This window comes from Pontibacterium sinense, from assembly GCF_015209595.1.
Lineage (GTDB): Bacteria > Pseudomonadota > Gammaproteobacteria > Pseudomonadales > Balneatricaceae > Pontibacterium > Pontibacterium sinense.
In genome coordinates this window covers 167683-179006 of the sequence record NZ_JADEYS010000002.1, presented here as the reverse complement: position 1 = coordinate 179006, position 11324 = coordinate 167683, and the positions used below count along the sequence as shown (strand labels likewise).

Sequence of the window (11324 nt, the reverse complement as noted above, 5' to 3'; positions counted from 1 at the left end):
ACTAACCACCCCAGGCTAATTCACGGGTGGATATAAAGTGGCGAGCCTGACCTGTCACCGGGTCTACAAACGTAACTTCACGCGCCAACAACTGCAGGGGCTTATTATAGTCATCAGCTGTCTGAGGCAACGCAATAGGATACAAACGATCATTCTCGATCGGGAAACCCAGACTATCCATATGCACACGAAGCTGATGGGTTTTTCCCGTGATTGGACTCAACTCGAACAGTCCGCGCGCTGACTGCACGCTTAAACAGGCCACCGTAGAACGGGCATTGATATCTCCGTCCGTAATCGCCATACGGAACCACTGTTCTGCTTTCTCCATCCTGTTTTCAATCAGCCATCGCTGATCCACAATTGAATCATCGTCACAGGCAGCCACTGCATGATAGGTTTTTTTAACTGTCCCCTCCGCAAACATTTGCTGATAGCAACCACGCGTCTCCGGATTGACAGAAAACATCACCAATCCTGCCGTATCACGATCAATACGATGTATCGGGGTCAGTGCAGTAATACCGGTCTGCTGGCGCAAGCGATTTAGTAAACACTGCTCTACGTATACACCACCCGGGGTAACGGGCAGAAAGTGAGGCTTACACGCCACCAGCAGTTCATCGTCTTGAAAAATCACCGTCTCTTTAAACGGAATCACCGGCTCATCGGGCACATCCCGGTAATACATGACCTTTGCGTTGGCTCTAAAAGGAGTGTCCTCTTTAATCAGACTATCATCCTCCCAATGCACATACCCCTGTTGCATGCGCTCCAGCCAGACATGTTCTGTTATCCGGGGAAAACGGGCGACAAGAAACGCTAATACGGTTTCATGCTGATCGGTGTTTTGGGTAGGAGTCACTGCGGTTGAAGCGTAAAGGGAGCGGCCCATTCTGGCACCTGAACTGAGTAGAATCGGAATTAGGCTGGCAAGAGTAACATTTTTTGGTGACCGCTTACCGATGATACTGGTGTATTAGTCATTTTCGTGGCTTAGCTGAACCTGAGGCCACCCTTCATGATCAATGATCACACTCACGTTCATTGGGCGACAGCAGACTTCACAGTCCTCAATATATTGCTGTTTAGACTCCGAACAATCCACCAGCAACGTGATAATTTCACCACAGTACGGACATTCAGCGGATACTTCTTCTTGCAGATTCATTTATTGGCCTCTTGCCGCACATCTCGACGACTTCAAGCGCTACGGCCAACTTCATTGCCAAAAAACGCTGTATCCAGCACTAACGAATCGCCTAACCAAAGCGCACCAGCAGTATGATCAAGCAGATCACTACGCCCGGTACAGCAATGTATCAATATGGATAACGGCCCTCTTACGGCCATTAACCATGGCAAAATCTCAGGCAGTACGCTCTTATCAAAGGCAACCTGATACATCGGCATAGGGTGCGGCCCAACCGGTTTATCACGCCAGCGCCCCAGCACAACATCAAAACACGTTTCAATTGCGTCACGAATATCTGCTGCAACCTGACGCTGAACCTGATCACCGTAATAAATGTGGGCGTGATACCCTTCTATATGAGTCGGATCGAAGTTTTGATCAGGTATATTCATCCAATTATCTCTGTAAGGTGGTTGCGATTTACTGAAATCTGTACAAAATCTATAGATTACAGTTGGTTATTGTCAGTTTCGTGGCTTCTTGGTGAAGCCGATGAGACAGGTCTCTAATAATACGTGCAAAAGCATAGTAATAAAGGAAGCAACAGATGGCGAAGATTTTCGGATCTATCAGTACCAAGGTCTTTTTAGGATATGCCGCCGTGCTGGTGATCACCGTGATCGCTGCATTCGCACTGACCAATACAACACGCTCCGTACAAAGTGAGGTAACCACCTTTGTTGACCGGACGTTACCACAGCTAAGTCAACTGGAGCGCATTAGTGCATCGGTTGGTAAATTAGAGATCGCAGCGTATTCCCTGTATGGCACAACTATCGACGTGGCGACGTACGACCAACGCCGCGACACCATCAATCAGATACGTGGTCAGGCTGTTCGTGCTTTACAGTCCAGCGGTGGCATCCGCCTTGAGAGCCTCTCCCGTAGCTTGAATGATATGGACCAATCTCTGGATCAATTGCGTAATACTATGTCCGCAGGCACGATCAATTGGGATAGTGCACGTAACGAACTCGGCACACTCTCCGCAAATGCCAGCAGCGCGCTAGAACAGCTCAGTCAGATCAATACACAAGTGAGCAAATCGGCCAGCGACAGCTCGATGACTATCATCGATGATATGGCCGGAACCGTGCAGCTGATTATTTTACTGGTATCAAGCATTGTGATCGTTGCCCTGCTTGCTTATATCTTTGCCCGCAAGCAAGTGGCCAACCCGATCAGTGAACTGGCAACGGGTTTACTTAAAGTATCTCGCGATCAGGATTTAACGATTCAGCTGCCTCAGACAAGTGGCGATGAAGTCGGTCGTGCATCCAGCAGCATCAACGAATTACTGGAACTGTTCCGCAATGGCATGGCTGAAGTATCCAGCGCCACTAAAGGTATCAGCTCCTCAGTCACCTCACTCACGGATACGGCGTCCAGTTCAGATCAGGCGATCAACCACCTGAATCAGCAAATCGACAACCTGATGGATGTCATGATGCAGCTTGAGCAGCAGATCGAACGTGGCGTGGAACGCTCCGCCCTAGCCTCGGAGTCCGCCCGCAAAGGCGCGTCTGAGGTTCAGTCAGGCGCCGGTGAAGTTGAACGCACCTCCGCTAGCATCGAAGCGCTGGCGGGCGATATCGAAACCACGGCTAGCATGCTGATGGAGTTGCGTGATGCCGGCGATCAGGTCTCCAGTGTTGTCAGCACCATTGCAGATATCGCTGATCAGACCAACCTTTTGGCGCTCAACGCCGCAATCGAAGCTGCCCGTGCGGGCGAATCCGGTCGTGGTTTTGCGGTCGTTGCCGATGAAGTACGTACGCTGGCGACACGTACTCACCAGTCGACTGTTGAGATCAACGCCATGCTGGAGACCATTGTTTCCTCGATTACTGCATCCATGAATACAATGGAATCTAACCAATCTAAAGCACGGGATTCTGTACAGCTCGCCCAGGCAACCGTCGAAAGCTTGTCTTCTATCCAACATACCATTCACAGCCTGAGCGGCGAATGCGAAGAAGCTGCGACGCTGGCAAGTGATGCACGTAATGATATGGAAGAAGTCCGAGGCAAAGTTCAGCAGTTTAAATCGCTGGGCAGTACTGTTGTTGAGGGTAGCCGGGCAACGCAGAATGCTTCGGCCTCACTGTCTCAGCTGGCGAGCAATCTACAAAGCATGACATCTCGGTTTAAGGTCTGACTTCACCCGAAAGACCTACAAAACTATATGGGCAGCACTATGACAGTGCTGCCCATATTATTTTTATTGATTCCACGATAGACACGCTCCTTTTCTGACAGCATCAGTGATCCCAGCTCAACCCCAGATCAAAGCGTGGGGTACTCAAAAATTGAGCGCGGTATAAAAATCCTTGTACGAAATCCAATGGGTAATCCTGTAAACGCATCAACTGCGCCTCGGTCTCAACGCCCTCCAGTACGGTTTTTCGGCCACTGGCACGCGCAAACGTTAGCAGATGACGAAAGAGTCTTTCGTAATCTGGCTCATCCAGCAACGCAACCCACCGCCTATCAAACTTCATATAATCGACCGCCACCATCAAATCGATTGATAACATTGATTCACTCGCCCCAATGTCGTCCAGTGCGCTGCTGATCCCTTGATCATGGAGCGATTCGAGCAACATCATGCTGGCGTGAGAATCCTGTAAATCACAGTTTTCGATTAGCTCGACCACCAGCCTTTTAGTCGGCGTCAGAAGCTCCAGCATGGATGACCGAACCTCTTCCGTTAGGGCATGAGGATCAAGATTAATGAACAGATGTGTATTTGCGGGCGCAGCCGCGATCTGCAACCACTTAAGCTGTAATTCAGTACGCCCCAGTAACTTACTGTTGCTGTGTAACGCCTGAAACACGGTGATCGGCGATACGGGTGCCTGATTGACGTTATAAAACCGAGCCAGTGCCTCATACGCAAACACCTGCTGGCTATTCAAACTAACGATGGGCTGATACTCAGCACTGTAATGTGTAACACCTAGTGCTTCATCAAGTGAATCTGCTGACGATAGGGTTTGTTGAGATCCAATCCATGTCGTTGACGCTTTCTGAAAGCTACCCATCCCAGGATCCAAAAGTAAAAAAGTTAAATATTTAAAGGGGTTAGGCGCAAACCTTATATGCGAACGATTCGCATTACAATATATTGATACTCAACCCTAGCAAAAAGTCTAACTATCTTCACAGCCTCAGCGCGCATTATGAGCCTTGGTTTCGTTTCCCTTGCCCGGAACACGTATTACAATATGCACCTTGTTTTACCCGCCACGACGAGATGTTATGAAATCACCTGATATCGATAAGCCCGCTTCCGCTGACGACGAAACCAACCAGACCAAGAATGGGTTTCTGGCACTGGTGTCAAAAATGGTCTTTGAAGAGAAGCTCCCAGTACGCTTCATGTATAAAACCGTACCTGAGCATCTGAATGATACCGGATGGCGTATGTTCACTGGCTACGAAACACCAGAATATCTGGAAGATGAAATAACCAACCTGATTCCGGTGGACGTAGATAAAATGGTCAAACTCGACCCGTCCATTACAGATCTGGTTGAATACAACGCAGGCACTGTATGGGAGCGTGCACCGGAAGGTGACGGCTGGGAGCGTGTACACGATTATCGTATCCCTTCAGCGTTTACAGAGGTCAACATCACCAACGATGTCGACGAATTTAGCGGTAAAAGTTAATTCCCTTACACGCTGATCCTTGAAATATCCTATTCAGCCCACAGATAGTGATTAAGCGGGTGCTTAACTGTAAGGCCCGCTTCCATACCTGACCTAATAACTGCTGGCATTGATGATATGCAGCGCTTAAGGGCAGGCACACTATCTGAAGTTCCATATTGCTTGATGAGGATATGTACATGCGTGATTTCGACCTTTCTCCCCTTTATCGTTCCGCTATTGGCTTTGATCGTTTAGCGTCTATGCTCGACAACGCCAGCCGCAACGACAACCAGCCAAGCTACCCGCCCTACAACATCGAACTCCTGGGCGAAAACGCGTATCGCATCACGATGGCGGTCGCAGGTTTCACCATCGAAGAGCTGGACATACAAAGCGAAAATTCGACCTTACTGATTGCAGGCACTAAACACGTCGACAAAGATCAGCATCAGTATCTATACCAGGGTATTGCAGCACGTAACTTTGAGCGTCGTTTCCAACTGGCGGATCATGTCAAAGTCATGAAAGCGCATATGGAAAACGGCCTGTTGCATGTAGATCTCATTCGTGAAATCCCGGAAGCGATGAAACCCCGTTCGATCAAGATAGAACGTTAAGCGGGATATGACAGGTACCTGACAATCCAGGTGCTTATCATCACCATAATGAATGGGACGCCGATGCGGCCCATTTTTATTTTTCCCGTTAACATGCTCCAAACAGACAAAACCACTTCCCAGCCCTCAGGCATACTGGGCGAAGAATTATTCATCGAGGAAAATAGATGAACGCTCAACATCGCCTGGTCAAGATTGTTGATTTTATAGAAGATCACCTATCGGAATCCCTGTATGTTGACCAGTTGGCGGAATCTGTAAACTGGTCTCGCTGGCAACTACAGCGTACCTTCCAGACACGATTTGGTTACAGCGTGGCGCAATATTATCGTCACCGTCGCCTTAGTGCCGCCGCGATCTGTCTTATACATACTGAGCAACAGATTCTGGATATTGCCCTGACCTTTGGGTTTGATAACCAACAAAGCTTCAGTCGTGCCTTTAACCAGTACTTTGGATTGGCTCCCAAGCGTTATCGATTACGCGGCGAGCTTATTGGTCTTTTTCCTCGATTGGATCCAACACTTTTTGTCCACTCATATGGAGATACCCTCATGGAACCTATGATCGTCACCCACGCCGCTAAAACACTGTGGGGCATGAACACCCGCTTTAACGCGCCCGGCTCTTCAGCACCAAACAATATGCAGGTATTACCCGATCTTTGGCGCAGGTTTCAAAAACAGCTGGATCAAAAACAGATACAAAAGAAGGTATTCTGGGGAGTTGTAGACTCATCTACCGCCAATGATCAGCTTGAAGGACTGACTTACTGGACAGCGTTTGAAAGCGAAAAAGCTCAGCCCTGCAAGGAAATGGAGCGTTTAGACGTGCCCGAGCAGACGTATGCGTGTTTTATCCACCGTGGTCCAATCAGCGAGATAGAACGCACATTGTCAGCGATCTTCCGCGATTGGTTGCCTAACAGCGAATACCGTCATAGCGGTGGCCCTGAATTGGAACTTTACGACGAAAGATTCGCGTTTGAGCATCCCGATTCAGTATTGGAATACTGGATTCCGGTGGAGAAATCGGTCGAGTAACCTCAACTTCGTTTCTAGCACTTTTTGGGACAGGCTAAGGGGCGAGCTGTTGCAGATACAGCCGCTCCATCTCATCATTGAAACAGCAAAAAACAACACGTTTTATCGAAGACAGTTTCAGCAGTTCAGTCCTCACTGCTGCAATCGCAATACCTACCGCCGCTTCCAAAGGATACCCATAGACACCACAACTGATCGCCGGAAAGGCAATACTCTGAACACCCGCGTCTGCTGCTAAGCGTAAACTACACCGGTAACAGCTTGCCAGCATTTCAGCCTCATTTGATTCACCTCCCCGCCACACGGGACCAACCGTATGAATGACGTATTTTGCAGGAAGGTTATAGCCTGCCGTTAACTTAGCATCTCCTGTATCACAGCCTCCCAGCGTACGACATTCCGCCAATAGATCCGGACCGGCTGAGCGATGAATAGCGCCATCCACACCGCCACCACCCAACAAGCTACTGTTAGCCGCATTTACAACGGCGTCTACCTGCAGTCGAGTAATGTCTCCAACAACGATCTCTATCTTTTGTGTCATATACGCCCAACCCTTTTTGAGGCCACCGTCGGAATGCTCAGTCGGCTTTAAGATGTAATGCCAACCAGATGGTGGGTTGCTCCTCCAGTGTCCACTCCACTCGGTGGCGACAATTCGCAGGCAAAAAATACTGATCACCTGGTTTCATATGTATCAGCGTATGATCCTGCTCAAGCAACAAACCCGCTTCGCCTTGCAATACCATCACCCATTCGCCCCAATCCTGGTCATACCACTCTCCTTCTGGAGTGCTCTGACCGTAAGAGACGATACGCTCCAACTTTGCCCCCGGAAGCGCCAGGAATTCTTGAAAATGTTCCTGCGTTTGATCATCAGGCAGTCCCGCAAACAGGTTTTTCATGCAGCCCTCATTGCCACTTCGTACGCTTTCCCACACCACGACACCAAAGCATCGTTATCATCCAGACACTCATCTGGCATCTGATAGTAGTTGATGTAACAACGCTTATCTTTCTTCATATAGGTAAAACGCTCGAGTCCCAATTGAATAAAGTGATTGGCTGTCAGCTTATCCGCTTTCAGATAAATTTGATCATCAATGACTAGCGCAAACATCAATCCGTCAAGAAACATACCGTGCCCACCGAACATACGCTTGGCCTGCACAGGTCCCAGTGCATGTATGCTATCCACCAGATATGAGATAAATCCATCACTATTTGCCATTCTCCTTGACCTCCAAGACCTGGTAGATAGAAAACCGCATGGTATCACTCCAGTAATCTTCCGCTAAACCTGCTTTGCGTAATAGGTGTTTCAAGAATTTCGCCGGATCGGAAAGCTGCCCCCAGACCTGTGGTAAAAAGGTGGCTCGATGCTGACCTTCTTCTAGCAATAATCCATCAATGTGCGGACGCAGAGTGGTTAACAGATCGTCTTTGGATGTTACGGTTATCGACTGAGTGGGTGTCAGGATTGAAATCTGTACGTCTATATCAGCAAATTCCGTTCGGCTCACGGGAGGAAAACGAGGATCATCAAATGCTGCTGCCTTGGCGTTATGTTCCAGCTCGGGCCAAAGCGCTTGATACGCGGCAAGGCTGCCGATACATCCTCTTAACTCTCCTTGATAGTAGAGCGTAACAAATGCAGCACGCTCCTCCTTTTTCCAGTCGGCATCTACAGGCGCATACGCGATGTGATAGCCCAGTTCACGCGCAATGGATGATCGCGCATGCTCAAGCATTTGGCGTTTTTGTGCGGCAGTGTAATCAATAGACGGCATAGGCGGCGTATCCAACAACACGATCCTGATCACCGGCCGTATCACCGGAATTACCGTGTTGTAACAAATGCATACGATACGGGCTCTGGGTTAATGCATGCTGCAATCCATTTAAGCCCATGCAACCACAAGCCTCATCAGGACGAATATCCTCAGCCCCGGCGAGGATACGCTTGTGAGTGTGCCCGTCGATAAGGCGCGCCTCATAATAGCTATGGAAGTGGCTCATATCGGTACTGATCAGGGTCAACACCTGAGAATCTTCTAGTGCGGGCAAAAGGACCGTGGCAACCTGTTCCGGACTCGCGTCCCCAATCACTACTGGCACAATCGGTGCTTTTATCTCCGCGCGCTGTAAAAACGGTAGCTGAACTTCAAGACTGTGTTCTGAATAGTGTGCCGCAACGTTGTAATGGACGAGACCATCTGCCACGAGTGCATCAATCTGTGCACCGGCCAGTTGTATATCTCCCAATGGGGTCATAAAGGCCCCGGACTCCGGTACCGCCATGCCTTTAAACGGCACCTGATGGCTCGGGCCTATCAACAAAATATATTTATATTCCGCCCCTCTTGTCAGGCAGCTATAAGCCGCAGCAGCAACCTCGCCAGAATACGCATAGCCTGCATGAGGTACAACCAGAGCCCGAACACCAGGCAATGTCGGACGTGTATGTTTGTGTAACAAACGATCCACATCATGGCCAAGTTGCGTAGGATCATCTGCGTAAAATAAGCCCGCGACCGCGGGTTGTCGGGTGTCCATAGGAAGCTCCCCTACTGTAACTCTTTGCATCGCGATAGAAGATATCTGGATGCCTTTGCCGCGATTAGAGGTTTTAGAATTGTCCGCTCGTTTATCACATATGAGCATTCCAGAAACTACATCTACTCACTGCTAATCTTAAGTATAGAGTGAGAACCGCGGGAGGCTCCATGAGTGTTATTGACGTCGGCTTCTGGCACCCGGTCGAACGGGATAAAATACAGTGCGATCTGTGTCCGCGATTCTGCAAATTATCAGATGGACAACGGGGATTGTGCTTCGTACGCGGCAATGAGAACGGCCGGATGCACTTATACACCTACGGTCGTTCAAGCGGGTTTTGTATCGATCCAATCGAAAAAAAACCACTGAACCACTTTCTACCCGGTACACCTGTCCTGTCCTTCGGAACCGCGGGATGCAATCTGGCATGCAAGTTCTGCCAGAACTGGGATATGAGTAAAGCACGGGAAATGGATACGCTGGCCGATGCCGCCAGCCCTGAAACGCTGGCAACCTACTGTCATCAACATGACTGTCGATCCATTGCCTATACCTATAACGATCCGGTTATCTTTCTGGAATACGCAGAAGATGTTGCGATGGCCTGTCATAAGTACGACATTCAATCGATTGCCGTCAGCGCCGGTTATATCACCGATCAGGCCCGTCCCCGCTTCTTCCGACATATGGACGCGGCAAACATTGATCTAAAAGCATTCACCGATCGTTTCTATAAGCGGATCTGTGGCGGCAGCTTAGCGCCCGTCCTAGACACATTACTGTACCTTCACAATGAGACTGACGTCTGGTTTGAGATCACCACTTTGCTGATCCCGGATGAAAATGATAGCGACACAGAACTGACCGCTATGTGTCGCTGGATAGCCGACAATCTGGGGCCGTCGGTGCCTTTGCACTTCACTGCGTTTCACCCTGACTGGAAAATGCTGGATAAACCCCGCACGCCTGCAAGCACGTTAACGCGCGCCCGCAAAATTGCGACTGAACATGGTTTGAGATATGTCTACACCGGTAATGTGCATGACAATGTGGGGAGTTCAACATATTGCCACCAATGTGGCCTGAGACTGATTGAGCGCGATTGGTACGTGTTAGGAGAGTGGAACTTGGTCAATGGTTGCTGTCGGGGTTGCGGCACCACTTTACCCGGTCACTTTGACAGCTTGCCCGGAGACTGGGGCGCTCGCCGCCAGCCCATCATCTTAAAAAATTAGTTTTGCTCTGCACGTGCCTGCTCATCAAGCAGCATCTGCTTTAGCAGGTCCAGGTCATTAACCACTTTGACCTGATCGAACAACACTTTTGCTTCGGGGAAACGACGCTTCAGATGGTGTAGCCACTGTTTCACCCGACCATGCACATAACGCGGCTGCATGCGGTGTTGCGATTGCGCAACCAGATCAAGAAGAAACCCCACGATGACGTCCCAGCCGATGGGTTCAATCGGTTTTCCGTCACGTTCTGCCTTAATCACTTTGGATAGATCGGGTTGCGAGATCTGTCCCCTCCCAATCATTACATCACTGCACCCACTCACCTCCCGGCAACGGGCATAATCATCATGGTTCCAAATTTCACCATTCGCAATTACCGGAATCTTGACGCATTCCCGAATACGCGCAATATATTCCCAGTGAGCTGGTGGCTTGTACCCTTCCACCTTAGTACGGGCATGGACAGTGACATGCGCCGCACCGGCATCAGCAATCGCGGCCGCATTATCCAAATACAACGATTTGTCCTTAAAACCCAATCGCATCTTCGCAGTAACAGGGATATCGTTCGGCACTGCCTGACGCACCGCGCTGACAACATCATGAACTTCGTTGGGTGTTTCCAGTAATATTGCCCCACCGCGATTCGCATTAACGCCTTTTGACGGGCAACCGAAGTTCAGATCAATCGCCGGTGCACCCAGGCGCGCTGCACGAGCGGCATTGTGAGCCATCATTTGTGGATCGCTGCCCAACAGCTGTACGTGTACAGGAACACCGGCAGCCGTTTTGCCGCCATGATCCAGCTCCGGACAGGTTTTTCTGAAGATATGCGGCGGTAACACGCGCACTGATACCCGGATAAATTCCGTCACGCAGTAATCAATTCCGCCCAAGCGGGTCAGAATGTCCCGCATAATCGGATCCACCAAACCTTCCATGGGGGCAAGGACTATCTTCATTTGCTGTTCTCTTGCTGTTTTATAAACATCAGACGATGATTAACTCTATACGCCAC

At 49.6% G+C, this 11324-nt stretch carries 15 protein-coding genes; 5 read left to right on the top strand and 10 right to left on the bottom strand.

What is annotated here, in order from left to right; genetic code table 11:
* Position 1 precedes the first annotated feature (1 nt).
* The 3 genes from IOQ59_RS03075 to IOQ59_RS03065 form a co-directional block, all read right to left on the bottom strand.
* Positions 2-895 (bottom strand): pseudouridine synthase, encoded by an 894-nt coding sequence (locus IOQ59_RS03075; RefSeq protein ID WP_193951787.1) that lies wholly within the window; start codon positions 893-895, stop codon positions 2-4.
* An 84-nt stretch (positions 896-979) separates the two neighbouring features.
* Positions 980-1171, bottom strand: a complete 192-nt coding sequence (locus IOQ59_RS03070; protein WP_193951786.1) for a CPXCG motif-containing cysteine-rich protein — start codon at positions 1169-1171, stop codon at positions 980-982.
* Between the two features lie 32 nt (positions 1172-1203).
* A complete protein-coding gene (locus IOQ59_RS03065) occupies positions 1204-1587 on the bottom strand; it encodes a DOPA 4,5-dioxygenase family protein (protein WP_193951785.1) in 384 nt (127 codons plus the stop codon).
* Between the two features lie 155 nt (positions 1588-1742).
* On the opposite strand from IOQ59_RS03065, the gene IOQ59_RS03060 reads away from it, so the two are divergent.
* Positions 1743-3353, top strand: a complete 1611-nt coding sequence (locus IOQ59_RS03060) for a methyl-accepting chemotaxis protein (protein ID WP_193951784.1) — start codon at positions 1743-1745, stop codon at positions 3351-3353.
* Positions 3354-3456: 103 nt separating this feature from the next.
* Here IOQ59_RS03060 and IOQ59_RS03055 read toward each other — a convergent pair whose 3' ends face one another.
* Positions 3457-4239, bottom strand: a complete 783-nt coding sequence (locus tag IOQ59_RS03055; RefSeq protein WP_193951783.1) for an EAL domain-containing protein — start codon at positions 4237-4239, stop codon at positions 3457-3459.
* A 217-nt stretch (positions 4240-4456) separates the two neighbouring features.
* Here IOQ59_RS03055 and IOQ59_RS03050 point away from each other — a divergent pair, with 217 nt between their 5' ends.
* The 3 genes from IOQ59_RS03050 (at position 4457) to IOQ59_RS03040 (ending at position 6512) form a co-directional block, all read left to right on the top strand.
* Positions 4457-4870 carry a DUF2185 domain-containing protein gene (locus IOQ59_RS03050; RefSeq protein WP_193951782.1) on the top strand — a complete coding sequence of 138 codons (414 nt, stop codon included), beginning with the start codon at positions 4457-4459 and terminating at the stop codon, positions 4868-4870.
* Between the two features lie 179 nt (positions 4871-5049).
* Positions 5050-5469: an Hsp20 family protein gene (locus IOQ59_RS03045; protein WP_193951781.1), complete on the top strand. Its 420-nt coding sequence runs from the start codon at positions 5050-5052 to the stop codon at positions 5467-5469.
* Between the two features lie 167 nt (positions 5470-5636).
* Complete coding sequence (locus IOQ59_RS03040; protein ID WP_193951780.1) at positions 5637-6512, top strand: AraC family transcriptional regulator; 876 nt, start codon at positions 5637-5639, stop codon at positions 6510-6512.
* A 34-nt stretch (positions 6513-6546) separates the two neighbouring features.
* On the opposite strand, the gene IOQ59_RS03035 is transcribed toward IOQ59_RS03040, so the two are convergent.
* The 5 genes from IOQ59_RS03035 to amrB are packed head-to-tail and all read right to left on the bottom strand — an operon-like array spanning position 6547 to position 9068.
* Positions 6547-7056 carry an O-acetyl-ADP-ribose deacetylase gene (locus tag IOQ59_RS03035; RefSeq protein WP_193951779.1) on the bottom strand — a complete coding sequence of 170 codons (510 nt, stop codon included), beginning with the start codon at positions 7054-7056 and terminating at the stop codon, positions 6547-6549.
* A 37-nt stretch (positions 7057-7093) separates the two neighbouring features.
* Positions 7094-7417, bottom strand: coding sequence for a cupin domain-containing protein (locus IOQ59_RS03030; protein ID WP_193951778.1), 324 nt, complete (start codon positions 7415-7417; stop codon positions 7094-7096).
* Complete coding sequence (locus IOQ59_RS03025; RefSeq protein ID WP_193951777.1) at positions 7414-7743, bottom strand: TfoX/Sxy family protein; 330 nt, start codon at positions 7741-7743, stop codon at positions 7414-7416. Before IOQ59_RS03025 ends, IOQ59_RS03030 begins: the two co-directional genes overlap by 4 nt.
* Positions 7733-8302, bottom strand: coding sequence for an AmmeMemoRadiSam system protein A (gene amrA / locus IOQ59_RS03020; RefSeq protein ID WP_228050650.1), 570 nt, complete (start codon positions 8300-8302; stop codon positions 7733-7735). Before amrA ends, IOQ59_RS03025 begins: the two co-directional genes overlap by 11 nt.
* Positions 8289-9068, bottom strand: coding sequence for an AmmeMemoRadiSam system protein B (amrB, locus tag IOQ59_RS03015; RefSeq protein WP_193951776.1), 780 nt, complete (start codon positions 9066-9068; stop codon positions 8289-8291). Before amrB ends, amrA begins: the two co-directional genes overlap by 14 nt.
* A 170-nt stretch (positions 9069-9238) precedes the next feature.
* Here amrB and amrS point away from each other — a divergent pair, with 170 nt between their 5' ends.
* Positions 9239-10306: an AmmeMemoRadiSam system radical SAM enzyme gene (gene amrS / locus IOQ59_RS03010; RefSeq protein ID WP_193951775.1), complete on the top strand. Its 1068-nt coding sequence runs from the start codon at positions 9239-9241 to the stop codon at positions 10304-10306.
* Here amrS and IOQ59_RS03005 read toward each other — a convergent pair.
* The gene (locus IOQ59_RS03005) at positions 10303-11268 is read right to left on the bottom strand and encodes a tRNA dihydrouridine synthase (protein ID WP_193951774.1); all 966 of its coding nucleotides are present in this window, start codon (positions 11266-11268) and stop codon (positions 10303-10305) included. The two genes, amrS and IOQ59_RS03005, sit on opposite strands and share 4 nt — an antisense overlap.
* Positions 11269-11324: the final 56 nt, after the last annotated feature.

Coding starts and splice junctions, on each gene's coding strand:
- IOQ59_RS03075 (WP_193951787.1), bottom strand. CDS start 895: ATGGGCCGCTCCCTTTACGCTTCAACCGCAGTGACTCCTACCCAAAAC.
- IOQ59_RS03070 (WP_193951786.1), bottom strand. CDS start 1,171: ATGAATCTGCAAGAAGAAGTATCCGCTGAATGTCCGTACTGTGGTGAA.
- IOQ59_RS03065 (WP_193951785.1), bottom strand. CDS start 1,587: ATGAATATACCTGATCAAAACTTCGATCCGACTCATATAGAAGGGTAT.
- IOQ59_RS03060 (WP_193951784.1), top strand. CDS start 1,743: ATGGCGAAGATTTTCGGATCTATCAGTACCAAGGTCTTTTTAGGATAT.
- IOQ59_RS03055 (WP_193951783.1), bottom strand. CDS start 4,239: ATGGGTAGCTTTCAGAAAGCGTCAACGACATGGATTGGATCTCAACAA.
- IOQ59_RS03050 (WP_193951782.1), top strand. CDS start 4,457: ATGAAATCACCTGATATCGATAAGCCCGCTTCCGCTGACGACGAAACC.
- IOQ59_RS03045 (WP_193951781.1), top strand. CDS start 5,050: ATGCGTGATTTCGACCTTTCTCCCCTTTATCGTTCCGCTATTGGCTTT.
- IOQ59_RS03040 (WP_193951780.1), top strand. CDS start 5,637: ATGAACGCTCAACATCGCCTGGTCAAGATTGTTGATTTTATAGAAGAT.
- IOQ59_RS03035 (WP_193951779.1), bottom strand. CDS start 7,056: ATGACACAAAAGATAGAGATCGTTGTTGGAGACATTACTCGACTGCAG.
- IOQ59_RS03030 (WP_193951778.1), bottom strand. CDS start 7,417: ATGAAAAACCTGTTTGCGGGACTGCCTGATGATCAAACGCAGGAACAT.
- IOQ59_RS03025 (WP_193951777.1), bottom strand. CDS start 7,743: ATGGCAAATAGTGATGGATTTATCTCATATCTGGTGGATAGCATACAT.
- amrA (WP_228050650.1), bottom strand. CDS start 8,302: ATGCCGTCTATTGATTACACTGCCGCACAAAAACGCCAAATGCTTGAG.
- amrB (WP_193951776.1), bottom strand. CDS start 9,068: ATGGACACCCGACAACCCGCGGTCGCGGGCTTATTTTACGCAGATGAT.
- amrS (WP_193951775.1), top strand. CDS start 9,239: ATGAGTGTTATTGACGTCGGCTTCTGGCACCCGGTCGAACGGGATAAA.
- IOQ59_RS03005 (WP_193951774.1), bottom strand. CDS start 11,268: ATGAAGATAGTCCTTGCCCCCATGGAAGGTTTGGTGGATCCGATTATG.